Genomic DNA, 21675 nt, shown 5'->3' with positions numbered 1-21675 from the left:
GATGCTGACCCTAGCTCCCGGGATCTCATGCTCGCCCCGCAGGGACGGTGGTGGACCCACCGGTGAGGAGGTGCAGGGTGAGGTCGGAGAGAGCGGAGTGCGTGGATCCGTGTTCCTGATCCTCCGCGGTGGTCTCCTCGGAGGACTCCGACTCCGGCTCGAAATCCGACGCCGAATCGGGATCCGCCGCCGTCGGAGCGGTCGGTGCGGTGTGCAGCGGTACCCTCTTGCCCTTGTCCTTGCCTCCGAGGTTCCCGCCGTCTCCCGATCCGGACGGCCGGGAGTTCCCGCTGTCCTCGGTGTCGGCCGACCAGCCCTCGCCCGCCCGCCAGCTGACGCGGAGCGGCGCGGTGTCCGTGGCGGGCCCGAGAAGGTGGATCCGCCCGTCGGGGCCCGTGATGTGGAGACCGCGTCCGAGCGAGCTCGCGTAGAGGTCCAGCAGGAAGCGCGCGGAGCCGTCGATGGTGAACGTGAACGCGGTGGGCGTCGACCGGCCGGGCAGGGGTTCCGTCGGTCCGCCGATGTAGTCGTCGAGGACGTGGTCCATGGGGTGGATGCGGCCGGTGAAGAGGCGGGTGGTCAGGTCCTCGACCGTCAGTCCCTGTTGTGCGGCGTCCGCGAGCAGTCGCTGGGCGTCGGTGGTGGCGGCGAATCTCTGATGGAGGTCCACGAGCATCTGCCGCACGGTGTCGTTGAGAGGGACGGCAAAGGTGGACGAGACGGGATCCTGCTGTTCAGCAGTCCCGGTGCCGGGGGCCAGCGCTTGGGCGAGGGCGGCGAAGAACGATCCGGGCCGCACGGTCAGGGAGTGGTCACCGGTCGGGTTGAGGTAGGTCGACGCGATTTCGTGGAAGCTCCTCTGAAGCACTCCCGCGTCGGTCCCGTACAACAGGTTCATCGCGTACGTGTACGCGTTCAGCGCACCGGGCTGAAGTCCGGCCCACAGGCCGCCCGGAGTCGGCAGCGGTGTCGACAGTCTTTCCAGCAGATTCCGTCGCGCGAGGTCATCAAGAATCGTCGGTGTTCGGTTGACGTTCTCGGAAGAGGAAGAGGAAGAGGAAGAGGAAGAGGAAGAGGACGGGCGGGGCGGATTCGTCAGCGGCTCCCTGGTTTCGAGCAGTCTTGCCAGAGCCTGGTGGATGGCGTTCCTCGTCGGATGTGTCCCGGCCGAAGGCTCCGGCTCCTGGAAGAGTTTCGCGTACGGGACCGGGTTGAGGTGGCTCTGCGGGACGCGCAGCTGGTGCCTGCTGATCTGCGACTCGGTGAGATGAGGCGTCGCCTGAAGAGCCGATGTGCGCCGGGACTGGAGCATGCCGAAATACAGCCGGGACAGGTCGGTCTGTGTCGCGGCGTTCTCGAAGTCGATCACGAAGGCGGTGCCGCGCACGGCAGGACGCAGCAGTTCGGCAGCCGTACGCAGCGACCCGTCGGGCTGTGTCCCGGTCCCGTGGTCCTCGACGATCTCCCAGGCCGCGAGGCGCATCAGCGACAGGGCCAGACCGTTGAACTCGGCGCTGCCCGTGCTGAAGCGGATCGGCGGCGTCGGTCCATCACCTTCCAGCAGCGTGGCCAGTCCGTCGACGAAGAGGTTCGGCTCCGGTGAATAGGCCTGGAACGGTGCCTGACCGGACATGCGGGCCCTGGCCCGCATGTCCTCCCTGATCTCCCGGTCGAACTCTTCGACCATCTCCGCCAGGTCTGCCGGAGGTTCCCCGAGACTCCTGTTGGGATTCTCCAGGTTGTACCGCTGCCACCGCTCGCGTGTCTCCCTGACGAGCTGGGCGCGCCCGGCGGTGTCGTCCCTGTCGGGAATCCGGTAGCCGCCCGACATCAGCAACGGTCGCAACGGCGGTATCGACTCGGTGGAGCCGGTCGTCGTGTGCGGGCCGAAGGCGAGCTCGCTCGCGAAGTGGTCGAAGATGTGCGCGCCGGAGGGCACGGTGTGCGGGTACTCGTCGAAGTCCATGAAGGACAGGTAGGGGTGGCTGTTCTGCGCGACGAGGCCGTGCAGAGCCTGCCGGGTGGCGTTGCTCGTCAGGGTCGTGTTGCGTGCTTCGCCGAAGGGGAATGTTCGGTTCGGGTTCCACCGCATGGGCACGGCGACGACGGCCAGCGGGACGGGCGAGTCGATGTTCCGGGTTCCGGCTTCGATGGCCGCGTGGAGCAGCGACGTGTCGCTCTGGGAAGTGCCCCGTCCGTTGACGCCGACGACGATGACCGTCCGCCTCCGCATCTCGGGGGACAGCCCGCGCAGCACCGAGTCGATGAAGCCCTGGAGCCGGCCTTCCTGCGCGAACGTCTCTCGGTCCACGATCGCGTTCACCACGTACGAGACCGGGCGCCCCTGCCCGACGGAGGCGGCCACACGGGCGCGATAGCTCTCCGGTGTGAGGGTATCGAGTCCGGCGGTGCCTCTGGTGAGAGCGGTGAAGGAGGCGTTGTGGTAGCCGTGTCCCGATACCGGGGAGGTCTGGGCCGTGGGATTCGGTTGCGGGGTCGCGTTGTTGGCGCCGTTGTTGGCGCGGCCCCTCCCGCGTCCTCCTCTCCCTCCACGTGAGCCGTTGGCGGCGCCCCGCGTCGATTGCTTGCTGGAGGGCGACTGGCTGCTTGGCCGGTCGACGGTGTTGTCCGGGGCCAGCCGGGACTCGGGTCCCCGCACGGCGCCCTGCCGGCCGGTGCTCGTGGTCGACGGCAGGGGCTCCGTGAGCAGGTGCGCGACCGACTGTGTCTCCACGTTACGGGCACGCAGGATGTCGTGGCGTTCGTGTCCCGCTTCCGGGTCGAAGAGCGCGGCGAACTCCGCGAGGATCGTGTCCAGCTTCTGCTGCGCCTCGTGCAACTGCCGCTCCAGCGTAGCTGTGCGCCGAAGGCCCTGCTGACTCTGCGCGCCGTTCGCGCGCCTGGCCTTCGCGACGTCCTGCGTCAGGCCCTCGACCTTGACGTGCTCCGGGTGGGCGCGCTGCCCGATGTCCCGTACCTGCTCCCGTAGGCGGGTGGGGATGCCGGCACCGGGGTCGCCCGTCTTCAGGAAGGCGTCGAAGTTGGCGAGGTCCTCGTCGGTGAACCCCTTCGGCCGGGATGTGTTCAGGTGCTTGGCGAGCTTGCCCTCGACATGCCACCGCGCGTGCTTCTCCTCATTCGCGCGCACGGACAGATCCAGAGTCTTCTGGTGCTGCCCGGAGCGGGTGGGGGGCCTGCTCACCATGAGGCGCTCGTACTTCGGGGCGAGGCCTCCCAGCACGGTGAGCCCAGTACCGTCCGGTTCGGTCTCGGCGGTGTGCCAGACGGTCATCCGATCACCGCCCATCTCGCTGTTGGGCTCCTCCAGATAGCGGACGGGAAAGCCCATGAGCGCCATGGCTTCGAGGTTGCCGCTGCGGAAGCCGAGGTGCCGGGCCGTCGAGTGACGGTCGAGATAGTCGAACAGGCGGAACTGTCCGGTGCGGGTGGTGCCTCCCCAGGCGGCGGCCCCGGGGTCGTTCCAGAACTCGGTGAGGTCGACCACTCGCGCTGTGAAAGCGTCGAGGTGTACCCGTTCGTCGCTGTCGGGGAGTTCGCCCTCGTTGAAGTACGCCGCTATGGAACGGAACTTCTTCTTGCCGGGAGACAGCTCCGCACCCCGGGACGACTCGGCGCCGGAGTCCCCCACGATCAGCACGGCCTTGACGTCACCGAGTCCCGCGATGATCTCCGCGATGCCGATGTAGCCGGTGTCGTGCTCGATGTGCACTTCACCCTTCTTGCCGCTGAACCGCGACCACAGCACTGCGACCCGGTCGGTTCCGTCGAGGGTGACGCCCTTCGCCGCCAACCAGGACTTCACGGCGGTGTCCTGCTCCTGATCCAGGTTCCAGGACCGCTTGACGGTCTCGCGCAGCTCCGTACTGAACCGCTTCCCCACGATCCGGGTGGCGTCTCCGACCCCCAGGATCCGGTTTCCCCTCTCCTTGCTGCTCAGCTTCAGGTCATCGACGAACTTCTTGAAGAAGGTTTTGGAATCGGCGGTGGACATCACCTTGATCCGCTCGCCGGAAATTCCGGATTCCTCGTAGAACCTCCCGACCGTGTCCGCCTTCCGCCGGCTGTTGCCGGAGGTGTCACCGCCCGTCGAAGCGGATTGCTCGTCTTCGTAGGTGATGACGACTGACAGGTTTTTGTCCGCCATGAGCGCTGCGGCGATGGCGAACTGGTCACCCGAGGCGTAGTGCGGCTGTTTGAGGTAGATCCGGCCGTCGTCCTCCTGCGGAGTGTGGCTGACATTCTGCTGCGGCGCGTCGCCGGGGTTGCCGTCCGGATGACGGCCGTTCTCGTGGATCGCGGGCTCTTCCTCGTCGCCGGAGAGCACGAGGCTCAGTGGGACGACCGCGTTCTCACTGACCCGTTCGACGGTGGCGAGGTAGTCGCTCGGGAGGTTCTCCAGGCTCTTCTGGAGGGTGTTCACCATCAGGCCCTCGCGGCGTACCCCGCTCGCCCGGTCATCTCGCCGGAACAGGTGGCGGTCCTCGCGCTGTTCCCGGGCCTCGGAGTACTCGTCGGCCAGGCCCAGGTAGTGCAGGATCTCGTGCGTGAGCACCGCGTCGCTGTGCCCGACGTCCCACGTGAGCTGGTCGGCGCGGACCGGCGGACCGTCCGACTGCGAGAGCGTCACCGCCTCGCCGTGCTCGGGCGCCTGTACGAGCTCCACCGTGACGTGCAGTTGGTCACCGGATTCCGGGAGGATGTATCCGGTGTTGACGTGGGCGTCCAGGGTCGACTGAAGGCGGGTCTGCAGCGCGGCCAGGTCCCGTGCGCTCAATCCGTCGGTGAGCCGCATGGGCAGGGCCACGTAGAACTGCCGGACGGTTCGCCCGTCCGGCATCCGGATCCGGCGCACGTGGTTGCGGATCAGGGTCAGCGATCCGTCGAGGAGCCCCTTCCGGCTACGGGTCTGCACCAGCTTCGGATCGAAGCGCTCGGTGTTCACGGCGGCCGTCTTGGTCTCGGGGAACGCGGCCACCTCGTGCGGAAGTACCGGGTTCTCCGTCCGCCGGCCCGCCTCGCGGGAACTGTCGGTCCCGTCCGGGGCCGGCGTCGCGCTGTCGTCCGGGGTCCGGGGAGACGGCCACTGGGGCGGGAGCGAGGCGAGCGACTGGGTGGTCGGCTCCGAGAGCGGTGGCACCGTGAGACTCACCTCGGCGTCGTCGGCCCGGTGCGCCTGCGTGATGTCGGCGGCGAGCGTGAGCTGCTGCACCCCGATCTCGACGAGCCGTGCGTTCGCCCGCTCGACGTCCTGCGTCAACTCGTGCCACTGGAGCGTCAGTCGCGCGGCATCCTCTGCGAGCCCCGCCTCCTCCAGCAGGGTTTCCGCCTCGTGGCTGGACTCGGCGGCCACCCGCAGATCGTCGTGCGCCGCGATGTGCCGTTCCAGCTCGGCCACCGCGTCGAGCAGGTTGGCCTGACGGCGGGCCAGCGTCTCGACCCGGTCGGGGGTCGCGGCGGAGAGCAGCGTGCGGGTGGAATCCAGCAGGCGGGTGGCGCTCCGCAGGGCATCGTGCGCCTCGGCCTCCGTGTGGTCGAGGCCCGCCACGAGAGCCCGCTGGTCCGCGTGGACCTGCCGCGTCCGTCGCAGATCGCGATCGGCGGCGGTGCGGAGCTCGGTGGCCCGCCGCAGTGCTTCCCGCGGATGTGCGTCCAGGGAGGACGGGCGGCCGTACGTCTGCTCGAACAGCTCCAACTGGTCTCGCGCGTGGCGTAGTTGTTCTCGCGCGCCGTTCCGGTCGGGGATCTCTTCGCTGTCCGGGGCCAGGGTCCAGACACGGGTGCCGTCACCGTCGCGCAGCGCCAGTTCCAGGGTCTGCCCGCTCTCCTGGGCGATGGACCGCGCCCGGTACAGCGCCTCGAAGCGTTCGTCCGTGGTGGGGTTCGTTCCGAGATCCAGCCAGAGCTGTACCACGGCTCCGGGCGGCAGCACGTCGTCGGAAGCGGTGATCAGCTGTGCGACCTGTGAGGAAGTCAGGTTCCGCACGTCCGGTGCGGACAGGTCCCACACCCCCTCGCCGCGGTGTGCTTCGGTGAGTACGCCGAGGCCCAGCAGATCGCGTTCGGGCACCCGCAGCAACGCGGTGCCCGTCGCGTACCGCACCTCCCCGTTCGGGCCGGTCAGCGTGGTGACGGTGTCGACCTCGACCTCGTACGTACGCAGCCCCTGGTCGGTGCCGGGCATGCCCGCGGTGCCGGTCTTCTCCCAGTGCCGGGCGAGTGCCGACACTCCGCCGCCCTGACCGCCCGGGACGGACTGGTACGCGAGAAGGGGTATCGATCCGCCGACGTCGAAGCCGCCCCCCGGGGCCAGGGTTCCCGACACACCCAGGCTGAATTCTCCGCTGCGGGAGATCGAGGAGCCGGAGCTCGTGCTGAAGCCCGTCACCCGCACCCGGTCGACCGCCACGTTCCTGGTGGTGTCGATCACGCGCGGCCGGAACACCTGCGTCGACAAGGTGACCCTGGGGTGCGTCGCGGTCCCGGTGACGGTCCCGCCCGCTCCGGCCGCCTCCCGAACCGGGTCCATGGTGATGCTCCCGCCGTGCAGCAGTTCGGTCAGCCGCGCGGCAGCCGCCTCCGACGAGCTTCCGGAGCCGACGCCCTCGCCGGCCAGCTCGGGCGCCAGCTCCCACACCGCGTTCAGGAGGTCCTGCTGGTTGCTGAGCGCGTACGCGACCTCGTTGCCGGTGGGCCGGAGCGGTGTCGCCGTGGCCAGCGGACCGGAGAGCCTCGGGTCCTCGGTGCCGATCCCCTGGAGAAGTTCCTCCGTCGGGTTCTCCGGGGCCCGCTGCTGGTCGGTGTCCCCGGAGAACCGCAGGGTGACCCGTCCGTCCACCTTCTCGTACGGACGAGTGGTGGCGGGATCGCCTTCGATGTGCAGATCGACGGTGAAGGTGTACGCGAGAGTGAACTCGTTGCCGCCTTCGACGCGTTGCCACAGCCGGTCCTCGGCGGTGAGCGTCCTGCTCACGGTGTCCGAACGGGTTGTCGAGCCGCTGCCGGACGGGCTCAGGGTCGCCTTGCGGGAGGTCTCTTCGGACGTCGGCACCACGATGCTGCCCGGCACCGTGAAGCCCCAGCGGGTGGTACGCCCCCGGCTCTCGGTGACGTTCGCGGGGGAGTGGGCGGAGAAGTTCTCCACCCCGGCCCCCGCGTCGCTGCGGCGCCCGGTCACGAGACGCAGCTGGTCCTTCGTCCACGCGGGCTCGCCCTGCACCCGTACGGTGACGGTACGGGTGGTCACGCCGTTCGCGTACGGGAAGCTGAAGCTCAGTGATCCGTCCTTGCCGCGTCCGGGCAGCGCGCCGAGGGCGGCGGGCGAGGTGTAGTCCGCGATGCGCTGGGCCAGCCCGGGCACGTAGTTCCGGTGGCCGGGGGTGAGGCTGCCCGGCGCGTGCTTCCTGACCAGGCCGGTGAGCTTCTCGCGCAGCAGATGAGGCCGGCGCGGGTCGCCGCCTGCGGGCTCCGGCTCCCCGGCCGTCGGTTCGGCGGAGCTCTGCCCCTGGGAGGTGTTCTCGTCGGCCTCTGCCGGATGCGGGTGCGGCTTCGCCAGGGGCGTCGCCTCCAGTACCGCCGCCAGCCCGGGCGCGCCGTACTCGACGAAGCGGTACGGCAGCCGTTCGGTGTCGGGGCGGGGCGGCCCGGTCTCCTCGCCCGCGAGCGGCTCCAGCGTCGGGCCGCTCCGCCGGAGCTGATCGGCCGTGGCGAGGAACGTGATGCCGCCCGGCACGTGGACCGTGCGCGTCACCGAGTCCGCGGTGCGGTTCAGCGGCGATACCCGCCGGTGCCCCCGGTGGACGGTCACCTCGTAGGTGATGTCCGCGCTGATCCGATGATGGGTACCGCCCTCGGTGGGGACCCGCGTCATGCTGGTCGACGCCGACGTGGTCACCGAGCTGCTGCTCCCCCGCCCGTAGACGCCCTTCACACCGAGGCCGCCGGTGGTCGGCTTCGACGCGCCGGGAGTGGACGGATCGGTGACGGAAGGCCCGGCGGCGGCCTGTTCGGCCTCCTCCAGGCTCTGGCCGTACTTCGCCGTGAACCCGGGGCCGCCCTGGTGCGATTCCGTGCTCGTGACCTGGTGGGAGGCGCTGTCGGTGGCACCGAGGTCGGTCTCGCCGTACTGCCGGACCGTCCCCAGATCCTGCGGATTGGTGAGTACGGCCTTCACCTCGACGACCAGGTCGGTGCCGCCCGACACTCCCGGCACGAACAGGTCGTCGATGACGAAGACGCCCTTCACCATCTGGTGCGCGCGCGACATCAGCGCGGCGGGCGTCAGCTGCGCGTGCAGCGCCTCGTGCAGCAGCATGCCCTGGTCGCTGAGGTCTCCGGTGGACACGGTCTGCCGGATCACCGTGGCCATGGAAAGCACCGAGTCGGCGACGGACTTCGCGGCCTCGGTCGCCGCCCCCCACCAGGTGGATGTCGAGGGAGAGTTGGCCGATTCCGAGTCCCCCTGGACCTCCGTGCTGAATACGGGCAGGGTCGGGCCGTGGCCGGAGCCGCCGTCGTTGCCCAGCTGGTTCATCTCGACGTCGTCGGTGCGCTCTTCCTCCACCGGGGGCACCGAGAGGTCCTCGAAGATCGCTTCGACCGCCTCGTACAGCTTCTTGCTGCCGCGTACGACGTCGACGAGGGAGCTGTCGGGCAGCAGGAAGGTCTGCCCGTCGGGAGGCAGCGGAGTGCCCTGCGGCTGGAGCACCGCCTCCCCGTACGCCTCCGAGGAGGTCCCGGTGCGCTTCTCCGGCACCGCCAGGTCGATGGTCACCGGTTCGGGCCGGGGCCGGCCCTCGGTCTGGGGCCGGGTGGCGGACGTGAACGTGGCGGCAGGCAGTGGACCGGCCCCGTCGGTGATCTCGACCGCGAACACGGCCGGGACCCGGAAGACCTCCGTCGTCTGCTGGGTCGTGATGATCATCTGGGAGTGCGAGACTCCCGCGGCGGTGGTCGAGGTGTTCGTCGTCTGCCAGGTGCCCTTGTAGTCCCCCGTGATCACGCCCCTGAAATGACCTGCTGCGATACCGGTTATCTGGCCGGCCGCCTGGCCGGTGAAGGAACCGCCGGACGACTGCTGGCTGGTCCCGGGCACGGACAGACTGCTGGTGCTCGGCAGGTGGACATCGCTGAGCGAGGTGCGATGGGTGGGGGCGGTGGTGTCCCCGGGCGCGCGGTCCAGGGTGAAGCGGAGCCGGACGTGGTCCACACCGCCGCCCGACCGGGGCTTGTTGAAGTACAGGACCATGCCGCCGTCGACCAGCTCGTCCATGGCGCCGAGCAGACCGTGCTGCGAACCCAGCAGGGACAACTTACGCAGATTCTCAAGACGGGCCTTGACGAGGCCCTCGTTCATCAACCAGCCGTTCTGCTCGCCCTCACGCGGGAGGTAGCCGTTGTCCAGAAGCCAGGTCCGTGCCTGTTCCAGTACCTCGGTGACGCCCTCGCCGTGCACCGCCAGGGGGGTGGTGGTGAGGCCGATGGCGTCGAGCCGCGCCACCTCCGGGGGCGCCTGCTTCCGTGTGGCTGCCGTCGGCACGGTGCCGGTCGCGGTCTGCGGGGTGAGCATCCTGAGCCGTACCCGGGTGGGTGGCATCGGCACCGGGTCCGTCGGCTTTCCGTCCGCCGCGATGAACTCCACGCTGTAGACCACGTTCGCCGGGGTGAGCACGTGCCCCCCGTTGGTGCGGATGTTGTGCGTCACGCCGTGTGTGGCGCCCGCCCCGAGACTCCGGTCCTTCTGCCAGACGCGGCCGCCCTTGGGCAGTAGGGAGCCGCCGAGGTGGAAGTCCCGGAAAGCCTTGTCCGCCTCGTCCGGCATCGAGTTGAGCACGAAGCCGATCCCGCCCGCGATGTCGTACGCCTGGGACACCTTCGACAGCGAGTCGGTCTTGCGCTGACGGTCCAGGAAGCGCTCCAGGCTGTACTTCGGACCGACCAGGATCTCCCTGCCGGTGCGGTGGGCCACCTGAGCGGTGACCTTGAACATGCCGAGGGCGTTGCCGCTCTGGTCCAGCAGGACCGGCGACCACGTGCCCGTACTGCCGCCGGGTCGGCCTGTCGCACGTTGCAGAGGGAGAGCACCGAGCAGGTGCTCCGCGCCGAGGAACTTCTCGACGGCGGCCAGCGAGCCGGCGTCGAGGGAGCCGAGCTGCTCGCCGAACCGGGCTCGGACCTCTCGCAGCAGGCTGCCGGGATCGGACATCGAGTCCATCACCCACAACGGTGAGTCGTCGAGATGCTTCTGGAAGTCGGCGTCCTCCATGGGGTTGAAGCCGTTGCGGCCGGCCGCGGTGTAACCGGGCACGGCCAGATGCTCGGGGAACCACGCCGACACCGTGCCGAGCGTCCGCCCCTCCGCCGGCTCCGGCGCGGTCTCCGGGGACGTCGGCGAGGTGACCTCCCACACCCTGCCCCGCGCGGTGTAGTCGAAAAGGCCGGCCGGTTCCGAACTGCGCAACAGACTGGTGGAGGTGATCGCGCTGCTCACCGTCGTCGACAGGGTTCTCTGCTGATGAGTGATGTTGAAGTTCAGCGCGACGGGCACGTGGGTGAGGACGTCCGCGACCACGCTGAAGGCGTTCGAGAGCGGAGTCAGCGAGATCGTACGGACGCTGGTCGTGGAGGCGGTGGAGGTGCTGTCGAACGTGGCCGCGTGCCGCTGCTCGTTGTTGTGCGGCGGCGTGTGCCTTCCGGCACCGGACAGCGTGGAGCGCTTGGGTTTCTCCAGTCGCAGCTGTACGGCCAACGAACGCTGCTTGCCGTCGACGGTCAGGGTGATCGGGTGACCGTCCTTGCTGAGCAGCATCAGACGGTTGTCCTGAAGCACCTGCGGAGAGAGCAACTCGGCCAGTTGGGCGCGCACTTCGGCGCGCTCTGTCTCGGGGAGGGTGCCGGAGGCCGTCTCCAGGGCGTCGAGCGCCTGCTGCTGGAGGGCCGCGGCGACCTGGTCCGGGATCGGCGCCAGGTGGACGCCGCTGACGCCTTCGGAGGCATCCGTGCCGAATCGTCGTACCTCGTCGGACAGCCACACATTCGACGCGGGCGGCGGCGGAGGCGGAGGCGGTGGTGTGGCGTTGGTCGCACCGTCGTCAACGTCGCTGACGATGTCGGTGAGGACATGGGTGCTGGTGTTGGCGTTGGCGTTGGTTTCGGTGGTGAGGGCCGGGGCCGTGGAGATGTCGGTTTCGATGGTGATGGCCGTATGCGGCACCTCATGCGGCGCGTGGCTGGTGGTGAGCACGGGGGCGCCCGTGTCGACGGCAAGGTGGGACTCGGCGGAATAGAGGGCGATGGGCTGTGAGAGCGTCCGTGGCGTGGAGTTCTGACCCGTGGACGCGGAGGTCTTCTCCTGCTCCTCGTCCCGCCTCTGTTCCTGTTCCTGCTCCTGCTTCGGGTCCTTCTCCGGCGTTTCCTGTTCCGGCCGTTCCTTCTCCTGCTCCGCGACGGCCTCCGTGGACGTCGTGTTCGGGCCGTTCGCCGCACCGCTGGTGCTCGAAGCGGTGTTCTGCTGGGTGGAAGTCGTCGGCTTCGACGTGCTGTTGGCCGGGGCAGGCGCCGATGACGCCGCGGGAGTGCTCGCCGTCGTCGTGAGCGGGACGCTGGTGTCCCGGGGCATCGTCGGCGGTGCGGGCACGACGGGCTGCTGCATGCTCTCGTCGGTGTTGTCGGTCTCGTCGTTGCCGACGACGTCGCCGTGGTCGTCGCGCGAGGGACCGGAGACGTCGAGCAGGGCGAAGCCCTCGTCGTCGTACATCTGCGGTGACGGAGGCGAGTATGTGTCCGGTTCGGTGCTGTCATCGTCCGCGGAGAGCGGTGACGAGGTGTCGCTCGGATCGAGGGCCGGCTCGTCGCTCATGACGATCGGGTTCGGTTGGACACCCGGACCACCGGCCGTATTGCTCCCCGCGCCGCCGCCGGACTCCGACCCCGTATGACCGCCCGAGGACTCCGTACGGGCGCCGGGCAGCTTGAACCCGGCCTCCAGCGTCTGGTTGCGCAGATTGGACCCGAGCTTGTCGCCCGCGCCTTCGAGTATGTGTCCGACGCGGCCCTCCACCATGCCCGAGCCGAAGGTCAGGCCCGAGGTGCTGAAGGTGTGGTCGTCGCTGAAGAACAGGTTGTAGAAGCCCTCGGAGACCGCCGCGTGCGCCCCCTCGGACACACCCTCCGTGATGCCGTGGACGCCTGACTGGGCCATCGCCCGGATGGCGCTCCTGCCCAGCTGGTCGGCCGCGCCCTGGCCGAGGATCTTGCCGAGTGCGCCGTCGCCCTCCTTGGCGAGCGGCTTGAGCGCGTCCTCGAGCAGCTTCGGGAGGTCCTTCTTGCCGGTGTTCTCCAGCAGTGTCCTCGCCCAGTCGCGGCCGACGGCACCCGCCTTGTCGCCGCCCAGGTGCTTGCTGAAGGTCTCGCCGATGTTGCGGACGAACTTGTCCCCGGCCGCCTTGCCGGCAGGCCCGACGGTGTGGGGCAGGTCGTTCGCGAAGTTCTTGGCGAAGTCCTCCCCGAACGTCTTCGGGGCTTTCGGCCCGGCGCCCTTCGGCCCCTTGGGGCCCTGCACGGGCGGCTGCGGGAACGCGTTGTCGAGCTCCTTGCCCAGCTGCTTCCCGCCGCCCTTGCCGAAGATGTCGGCGAGTCTCTTGCCCAGCTTGCTGCCCAGGAACTGGAACGGACCGGCCAGGAGCCCCTGGATCATGCCGGACAACGCCGCACCCTTGGTCAGGTCGCCCTCGTACTCGTCGCGCGTGCCCTTGTTGAGCTGCGACCACTGGACCAGCAGATCCATCGCGACACCCATGCCCACGTTGATCAGCTGGTGCATCAACAACGTCATCAGCGCCCGGCCGAGCCACGAGCGGATCAGGAACCGCACGATCGCGCACTTCGCCAGGTAGGCCTGGATCGACGCCCCGAAGAAGAACGCCAGCGCCGCCGCGACGACCGCCTCGAACAGCAGCTCCACCAGCTGGGCGATGATCATGTACTTGGTGTACTGGAGCTGGGTGGCGGCCTTGCGGGTGAACGTGGCGAGCAACTGCGCCTGGTCGGCGACCGCGTCGAAGTAGTTGAGCCCCTCCTCGCCGATGAAGCTCTTCATCGCCGCCTGGTACATCGCGGCGGCGTCACCGTCGAAGCTCTCGCTGGTGTAGCCGAGAGCGGCGGCGATCTGCTGCTTCATGTCGTTGTTCAGCTTGCCGTGCAGGTCCTTGTGGACCTCGGCCAAGGCGAACAGCTTGTCCTCGTCGCCGTTCGGCGGTACTTCACCGGTCAGCGCGGCGAACAGCCAGGCGCAGTCGGGAGGGAACTCCAGGGACAAGGGTCAGCTCTTCCCGGTCTTGTGTCCGCCGAGCGAGTCGGTGATGTCGGTCTGGAGATTGCCGAAGTCCGTCGAGGCGTCGCGCAGGCTCTGCCCGCTGCCGACCAGCGCGTCGCTCAGCGCGGTGATGCCCGTCTTGGCGTCCTCGACCGCGGGCAGGTACTTCTCCGCGAAGGTCATGCCGAACTTGTCCGTGCCCCAGCACCCGTGGTACGAGGTGATCTTGTCCAGGTAGTCGTCGCGGATCAGCTTGATGTGGTCGGCCACCTGGTCCAGATTCTCGCTGCTCCGGTCGAGCCCGTCCGTGTCGACGTCGAGCCCGCTCATCGCTGCGCTCCTTCGTCCGTGCCGGTCGCGTCGTCCTCGTCGACGATCTCGTCGAGCAGCGCGCCACCGGACGAGCGGGTGGGCGCCTTCGACGGGGGTACCGGCAGCCCCTCCTCGCGGAGCGGAGCGAACAGGGCGTCCCAGTCCAGCTCCTGGAAGCCGCCCTCGCCGGTCGGTGAGAGGCCGGGGATGGGGCCGAACGGCCGGTACACGTCGGCGAGTTGCTCGGCCGCCTGGGCGCGGGCCGATCCGATGGTGGCCATCAGCACGCCGGCGAGCTGGGCCGGGGGCATGGTCCGGTACCTCGCGGTGGGGAAACGCAGGTTCGTCAGTTCGCCCTGCGGCCCGACCGTCGCCTCCACGGAGCGGTCCTTCGCCATGACGGTCGCGGAGATCCGGGCGGCGGCGGCCCCGGCCTCGGTCAGCTTGGTCCGGGCCTCCTCGAACTCGGCCAGCGCCTCGGCCAGGTGCTCTTCCATCGGGTTGCTCATGTGTTTGACGCGCCCTTCGATCCGCTCGTACCACTCGGTCCCTCGCTCCGGCTGAAGACGGCCGTCACCGCCCGATCACCGCCGCGACGCCGCCCTCGTCCGTGCCCCAGGTGCCCTCGTCCTCGCTCACCCAGGTGGACCGCTCGCGTTCGTCGCTCTGGGTGTTGCCGCCCGCACCGCCGCCCATGCCGCCGCCCATCGGCGGCATCATCGGGGTGCTTCCGGACGACGTGGTGCTGGGCCGCCGGCTCGCCGCCGCGGCCTCCTCCGCGGCGAGCTGGGCGGACTTGGCGTTCCGCGCCGCGGATGCCTCTCCGGTGGCTATCGCCCGGCCGCGCTCCGCGGCCAGCCCGGTTCCGGCGGCGCCCGCCGAGGCGCCCGTGCCACCGCCGGGCATGAGTCCCTGGTTGCCGAGCGGGTTCAGCGGGAGGCTGCCGGACCCGCCGGTGCCGGTGTCGCCGTAACCACCCACGCCCAGGGGGGATTCGTCGCTTCCGTCGTCCGGGTAGTCGTAGTAGTCGAAGTCGCTGAGACCGCCACCCGTCGTGTTCGCTGCGAGCCCGGCGGTACCGCCCGTCGTGCCGGTCGTCCGTCCGTACGCGTCGGTGGTGACCGTGCGCCCGTCCGGGTAACTGATCCGGTGGCCGCCGTCCTTGAGCGTCGTGTCGACGGTGCCGTCCGGGTAGGTCGTCGTGGACGAGCCGTCCGCGTTGTGCGTCGTCTGCGTCTGTGTACCACCGCTGCCGGTGGTGTTGAGGTGCTCGGTCTGCTTGTGGCCGTCGGCGTCGATGGTGGTGTACGTGCCGTCGGGGCCCAGCTTGGTGGTGCTGCCGTCCTTGTACGTGGTGGACACCGTGCCGTCCTTGCCCACCTGGGACACCGAGCCGTCGGCGTACTGGACGGTGGAGGTGCCCCTGCCCAGGTGCGAGACGGTCTTGGTGCCGTCGGGGTCGGTGGTGGTCACGGTGCCGTTCGCCGAGACGGAGGTCTTCGTGCCGTCCTCGTGCGTGGTGGTGGTCGTGCCGTCCTTGCCGAACTCCGTGGACGAACCGTCCGCGTTGTGCACGGTCGAACCGGCCGCCGGATGGCTGGTGGTGATGTTGCCCTGGGCGTCGGTGCTGGTGAGCGTGGAGTCCGGGGCGAGCTTCGTCGAGGTGCCGTCCGGGTACTGCGTGACCGTCGTACCGTCCGGGCTGATCGTGGTCTTCGTGCCGTCCCGGTAGGTGATGGTCTCGCTGCCGTCCTTGTTCAGGACCGTCTTCGAGCCGTCGGGATTGTTCGTGACGGAGGTGCCGTCGGGGTTGACGGTGGTGGTCGTGCCGTCCTTGTGCGTGGTGGTACGCGAACCGTCCGCGTTGTACGAAGTGGTGCTGCCGTCGGGGCCCTTGACCGTCTTGACGGGGTAGCTGCTGCCGCCTGGGACGTTGGGGGAGAGCACTGGTGGGACAACCCCCGCGGGCGTGGTCTCCTGGTGGCCGTCCGGGTAGGTCGTGGTGGTCGAACCGTCCGGATTCACGAGGCTGGTGGAACCGTCGGGGTTGGTGACCGGCAGGTTCGCGCCGCCCAGGCCGCTGCCGTCGCCCGTACCGTTCAGGCCGAGTGTGGGCGGTGGGACGATACCGCTGCCGGTGTTCTCGCCGTTCAGGCCGAGGTCACTGCCCGCCCCGCCTCCGCCGAACTCGCCGTCGGTGCCGTTCTCCCCGATCTGCGGTGGAAGGTCGACGTCACCGGCTCCGCCGTTGCCGTCCGTGCCCTGGTTGAGCTCGTCCATCTCCTTCTGGGCATCCTCCTTCTGCTTCTCCGCTTCCTCCTCCGCGGCTTCCTTCTCCTTCTCCGCCTCCTCCTTGGCGAGCGCGGCCTCGTCCTCCGCGTTCGACTGCGTGAGGCTGCCCGCACCTGCCTTGAACGGGAAGGACGAATCCGTGTTCATCCCGACCATGGCCTGGTTGAGTTCCAGCATGGCCTTGCTCGCGGCCTGGTCGAGAGGAGCGAGGGTGGCCAGCCAGTTGGTGCAGGCCCGTGTGGCGAGGTTCTTCCAGTCGCTCTCGACGGTGAGGTTGCCGTAGACCGGGTGGATGTGCAGGAACCCCTCCCCGAGCCTGTTGTATCCGTAGTTCTGGCGCATCTTCATGATGTTGTTCTCGTTCAGCCACAACGCCAGATCGTCGAGCAGTGCGTCGAGATGGGACGTCCCGAGCCATACGTTCGCCGGCTTGGTCCGGAGACCGGCGTACGCCGAGTTGACCGCGGTCTGTACGCCGGGATCCGAGTTGTTCTGCCAGCCGTTCCAGGCCGTGGCGAGGCTGTCGGCGGCCGTCCAGATCGCCAGTTCGGCGTCGACGAGCTTGTCACCGACCACGGAGCGGGACCTGTAGTCCTTGTTGCTCTTGAACTCCCGGCCGCCGCCGGGCTGGACCGCGCCGGTCTTCGGGGCGATCAGGGTGAGGAAGTCCTTGTAGCCAAGACCCACCGCGTCGATCAGGTCGCGGAAGACGTCGGCGCCACTGCCCTGATAGGACGAGAACTCGCTGTCGAGCTGCTTCACCCACTTCTCGAGGTCGACGGATTTGGCGGAGAAGTAGTCGACGACCCTGTTGAACGCCTCGGCGATCGGGCTGAATTCCTTGAGATTGATCGCGTCGGCCGTGACGACCGCCGGGGTGTGGTCGTAACCACCGCCGAACCCGTCCGTGGTGTAGGTGTCCCGCAGCGCCTCCAGCGCCTTTCCGTAGCCCCAGTCGTAGGCCCCCGCGTTCCCGGTGTTGCTCCAGTCGGCGCCGCTCGACGAACTCCAGGGGAGTGAGATGGTCGCCTTGTAGACGTCGAGGTAGGTGCTGGACTGCCCGTCGGAAGGGCCGTAGAACTGGATGACCCGTTCGGGCGTCTCGCCCGCCTCCACCTCGCCCGTGGTGTTGCGGTCGTCGGACACGCCCACCTTGGAGACCTTCTTGACCGTGACCCGCATCCACTCGCTGCCGTTTCCCGTCTTCGCGTCGGCACCGCCCACGGCCGCGACGTTGGCCCTGGTGCCGCCGTCGAAACCGGTGAGCTGCTTGACGACGGATTCCCAGCTTGAATCAACTGCCACGGGCAGGACTCTCCTTGTGCGACGAGCGGAGACGAGTGGAGACGAAGGGTGAGGGTCAGGTCTTCTGGGTCGGGGCGAGGTCCCCGTCGACATCGCCCAGGTCGTTCAGGAACTCCTGGCTCTTGATGTCCTCCAGGCTGTCCGCCTGGTTCTTCTTCATCGTCTCCAGCACCGTCCTCATGTTCTTCTGGATGTCGTTGAAGAGCTTCAGCTGGTTGCTGATGACGCCCGCCTGGGACTCCGCCGCGCCGGTGAGGTACTCCACCAGCGGATTCGCGCTCAGCGGGGTCGCCTCTTTCCCGACCAGTCTGCCGAGCTTGAGCACGTGGCTGCTGAGGCCCACTTCGGGTGAAGCCATCTGGGCGCTGAGGAACTTCAGCGAGGAGATCCCGCCCTTCTCGGCGTCCTTCTCCAGCGCGGTCAGCAGGTCGATGAACTCCTGCACGTCGGTGTCGATGAACTTCTGGAGGGAGTCCGTGTCCAGGTGCGACAGATTAGTCGGGTCGGCCGCCATGGCTACTCACAATCGTCGGGAGGCGGGTCGGGCGAGAAGAAGCGGTCCAGGCAGGCGGGGGATCACCCGCCGACGCGGATGTTCCCCCACTCCGAGGCGCTGCGGTTCTCGTGCTTGCGGTACTGGTCCGAGATGTCGCTCAGCGTGTCGCCGTGCTTCGTCAGGACCTGGCCCAGTTGTGTGGTGGCCTGGTTCCACTTTTCCTGCAGAGCCGCGTACGTCGCCGCGTCCGCACCCTGCCAGGCACCGTGCAGCCCGGCCAGCTCCTCGTTGAGGGCCTGAACCAGGGAATGGATGCGGTTGGTCTGGAGGCGCATGTCCTCGGCGGCCTGGTCCACCCTGCTGTACTCGACGTGGATGATGCCGTCGGTCTTGTTGGAGTGATCGTACGGAGTGGTCATGGCGAACTCCTGGGGAGGGAGGGGATGTCAGGGCAGTCGGCGGGCGCCGGACGGACGATCAGGTCAGCTGGGCGAGTACGTCGTTCGACCGGCTGCTGGTCACGATCGTCTCCGTGTTCTGTCCCTGAAGTCCGCGCTGGAGCACGCCGGTCTCCTGGAGCTGCTCCATCATCTGGTTGATGTTTCTGGTGATGATGTCGACCTGGCCGTTCCAGTCCGCGAGCAACCGCTGGTAGGCGCCGCCGTCCTGGCCCCCGTACGCGTGGATCAGGCCGCTCATGGTCGTGCGCACCTCTTCCTGGGACTGCTTGATCCCGCTCTGGACCGTGCTGAGGGCGTTGTAGCCCTCCTGGTTCTCGGACTGGGACGACGTCTGGAGGTTGCCGGGAGGGGCGGGGGTGTTCGACATGTCAGGTGTCCTTTCCGGAACATGAGCGTCTGTCGATGCTAGGGAGGGCGGTGTGGCGCAAGCAATGCCCTGAGTCGAGATCTGAGCTGGAATTGATCATTGCTTAACCGGGGAAGTCATTAACGGCCCTGGGGGCGACTGAATTTGACCGTCTCATCAGGAGCGGACGCCGCCCGTCGACCGGCCGTTCACCCGCAGGACTCCTCCGACGGGACCGCGGAAGCAGCTCGTTCACCGCCGGCCACCGCCGCGTCGAGCACCGGCCCCGTCGGCAGCATGTCCAGCAGCCGGGACGGCACCGCCTGTGCGTGCCCGCCCTTGAGGCCGAGCCGCTCCACCGACTCCGCGTCCGGCAGCCGGTACTTGATGCCCACGTCCGTGACCAGGTACGTCGTCGTGCCGATGACCGAGCCCCCCGCGCCCAGCGCCTGTACGAGCGCGCCACCCCCGGGCCGTACCTCCAGACCGTCCACCGCCAGGCACGCCCGCCGGATCTCTGGGCCGGAGGCGACCGGAGCCGCTCGTGCCGCCGTCGGCACGAGCGTCAGGGCCACTCGGGGCGCGGACCCCTCCGGCTGGATCCGGGCGCAGACCGACGTGCCGGGACCAGGGTCCCGTACGACGGGCGTACGGGACGGCCAGCCCACCGGGTCCCCGGTCGCCCGGCCGGCCGGCGCACGGTGCTGGGCCAACTGGTCCGCGGTGAGCGGGAGCGCGACCGGGACCGACCCCTTGTAGGCCAGCTTCGCCGTCCGGTCGTCACCCAGCACGAGGGCTGCCCCGGGAGTGCTCAGCGGGCGCAGCCCGCTCTCCTCCAGGAGGAAGTGCTGGGTGACGGCGCCCGGCGACGCCAGTGCGTACACCTGGCCCGTCCGGCCGACGAGGCCGTCGATCCGGGGGCCGGCCGCGCCCCGGCCGTCCACCTCCGGCGCCGTCAGGTCGGGTCCGGCCGGCACGCTGTCGAGGAACGCCGCGGAGACGGGCACCGGAGTCACCCCGGAGTAGCCCAGCGCCTCGGCCGCACCGTGCTTGCCGAGCCGCAGCCGATGATCGCCCCACAGCAGGTGCGTGGCTCCGTCCGGGCCCTGGACGAGGACGGCGCGGTCGTCGCCCAGGGAGACGCCGTCGGCGGCCGTGCCCACGCGGAGCGACGTGACGGGGCGCCGGCCGGTGCGGTCCGCGCCCGTGCGGTCCGGTTCCTCCGCGCAGACCTGCCACGCCCCCTGCTCCAGGTCTCCGGGGCCGGGCAGCGCGTCGGGGGCCCCGGGGATGCCGACCGGGGTGCCGTGCCGCTCGCCCGCCAGGGACGTCCCGGACACCGAGACCACTGTGAGGTCGTCGGCCGCGATCAGCTTCGCCGAAGCCCAGTTGCGCACAGGGCGGAGCGTCTTGTCGAGATACAGGAAACGGGTACCGGTGTCCTTCTGCACGATCAGGCTGGAGTCCTGCTGCCAGGTCTTGGAACCCGCGGGCGAGATCATGCCGAAGAGCAGGAACCCGACGGCGAGGACGACTCCGAGGCCGATTCCCCAGGCCATGCCCCGGTTCGTGCGGCCCACCGGGGACTCCGGGGAGTCCGGGTCGCTCCGCAGCATGCCGCTGGTCAGCCGCCCCATGACGAAGAGGTGGGCCTGGACCTGGTCCTTCCTGGACTGCATGTCGTACCCCCTCAGCCGTTGGCGGTGCGCAGGGCCGTGTACACGCCCAGCACCCACAGGGACAGCGGGATCAGGGCGACGGCGAGCAGGGTGTGCAGGACGTCGGCCGCTCGGCCCCAGTAGGGCAGCATCCGGCGGCCGGGCACCGTCCACGAGGCGATGGCCGCCGACACGGCGACGGCGACGAGCGCCGCGATCAGGAACGGGCGCTGCCCGGCGTCCAGCGAGCCGGCGGCCCGCACCGCCATCAGGACCAGTCCGTACAGGCCCGGGAGCATGACGGCGGGCCGCTGCCACACGTTGCCGATACCGCGCGCGTGCAGGAGCAGGAGCAGGCACAGGACCGCGGCGGTGACCACGGCGGCGGTGTCCGGGCGGACCATGACGAGGGCGGTCAGGACCACCGCGCAGACCAGGCCGGTCCCCGCGTACAGGGCCGTCATCCACTCCTCGGCGAGCGCGGTGCGGCTCACCACGACCTGGCTGGGATGCGGTTCGATCCCTTCCTGGAGCTGCTCCGCGTTGGTCGGCAGGGCGGGCAGCCGCAGCCCGGACAGCCGGAAGGCGATGCCCGGGACGAGGCCGCCGAAGACGACCGAGAGGACCGCGAGGACGCTCGCCGCGTGGGCGGCGGGCCAGTCGGTGACCAGCATCAGCGCGCCCCACAGGGCGCCCGCGAGCGCGACCGCCGCCGCGCTCAGCAGCAGCGGCACGAAGGCCGCGACCGCGGCCACCGCCAGCACCGCCCCGCCCGCGGCCGCCGCCGAACCGGCGAGGAGCCGCGCCCCCGTCAGGTGCGCGTCCGCGTCACCACTGGGCAGCAGCGCACCGGCCAGCCCCAGATACGGCGCGACGAGGACGCCGAGTGCGGCGCCGCCCGCGGAGTCGCCCACTGCCCGGCTCGCCGTGGCGGCGCCGAACAGCACCAGCAGCCCGGTGCCGGCCGCGACCGCGGCCCGCAGCGGTGCGGAGCCGCCCGGCAGCGCCAGCACCAGCAGCCCGGCCGCGAGGAGCACCACCGCTGTGCCGCGCAGCAGCCACCGGCTGGTCCGGGCCTCCCAGCCGTGCGGGCGGCCGCGCATCGTGTCGGCGACCCCGTCCACCAGGTCGTCGAAGTGGACCGGCGGCAGCGCCTCGGCGCGAGGGCGGAGGAACAGCGTCTCGCCGTCCCGCAGAGCCAGGCTCTCCGGAGTGCGTTCCTCGTCCAGGGGCTCCTCGCCCAGGCGTTGCAGCACCCAGCCGCCGTGTTCGATCCCCTTCTCCGCCAGGTCGTGGCCCGCGTGGTCGAGGAGGATGGGCAGCAGGTCGGACACGGCCACGTCGGCGGGGACCGCCAGATCGATGATCCGTTCCTGGGTTCTCACCGTGAGCCGGCACAGGCCGGGGGTGGATATGTCTGTCATTGCGGCGGGGCCACACCTCTCCGAGGGGCGGGATACCAAAGTTGATTGCCG

The 21675-nt window shown here is 69.6% G+C and carries 9 protein-coding genes; all 9 read right to left on the bottom strand.

The genetic code is table 11. From position 1 onward, the window contains the following. Positions 1-25: 25 nt before the first annotated feature. A complete protein-coding gene (locus tag ACWCWD_RS27535; protein ID WP_450776730.1) occupies positions 26-13333 on the bottom strand; it encodes a WXG100-like domain-containing protein in 13308 nt (4435 codons plus the stop codon). Between the two features lie 3 nt (positions 13334-13336). Continuing rightward, entirely contained in the window at positions 13337-13660 is a 324-nt protein-coding gene (locus ACWCWD_RS27530) for a WXG100 family type VII secretion target (protein WP_450776728.1), read from the bottom strand. After that, a complete protein-coding gene (locus ACWCWD_RS27525) occupies positions 13657-14151 on the bottom strand; it encodes a YbaB/EbfC family nucleoid-associated protein (RefSeq protein WP_450776726.1) in 495 nt (164 codons plus the stop codon). The genes ACWCWD_RS27530 and ACWCWD_RS27525 overlap by 4 nt, the downstream gene beginning before the upstream one ends. A 64-nt stretch (positions 14152-14215) precedes the next feature. Then, entirely contained in the window at positions 14216-17239 is a 3024-nt protein-coding gene (locus ACWCWD_RS27520; protein ID WP_450776724.1) for an AAWKG family protein, read from the bottom strand. Positions 17240-17294: 55 nt separating this feature from the next. Beyond that, positions 17295-17753 (bottom strand): type VII secretion system-associated protein, encoded by a 459-nt coding sequence (locus ACWCWD_RS27515; protein WP_450776722.1) that lies wholly within the window; start codon positions 17751-17753, stop codon positions 17295-17297. Between the two features lie 62 nt (positions 17754-17815). Next, positions 17816-18154, bottom strand: a complete 339-nt coding sequence (locus ACWCWD_RS27510) for a WXG100 family type VII secretion target (protein WP_266713498.1) — start codon at positions 18152-18154, stop codon at positions 17816-17818. Positions 18155-18212: 58 nt separating this feature from the next. Beyond that, positions 18213-18563 (bottom strand): hypothetical protein, encoded by a 351-nt coding sequence (locus ACWCWD_RS27505; protein ID WP_450776720.1) that lies wholly within the window; start codon positions 18561-18563, stop codon positions 18213-18215. A gap of 188 nt (positions 18564-18751) precedes the next feature. Next, entirely contained in the window at positions 18752-20221 is a 1470-nt protein-coding gene (gene eccB / locus ACWCWD_RS27500) for a type VII secretion protein EccB (RefSeq protein ID WP_450776718.1), read from the bottom strand. Between the two features lie 11 nt (positions 20222-20232). After that, the gene (gene eccD, locus ACWCWD_RS27495) at positions 20233-21624 is read right to left on the bottom strand and encodes a type VII secretion integral membrane protein EccD (protein WP_450776716.1); all 1392 of its coding nucleotides are present in this window, start codon (positions 21622-21624) and stop codon (positions 20233-20235) included. Between the last annotated feature and the right edge of the window lie 51 nt (positions 21625-21675).

The sequence above is a fragment of the Streptomyces sp. NPDC001493 genome (genome assembly GCF_053597235.1).
The sequence above is the reverse complement of the archived record's forward strand: the minus strand, read 5'-3'. Positions and strand labels throughout refer to the sequence as shown.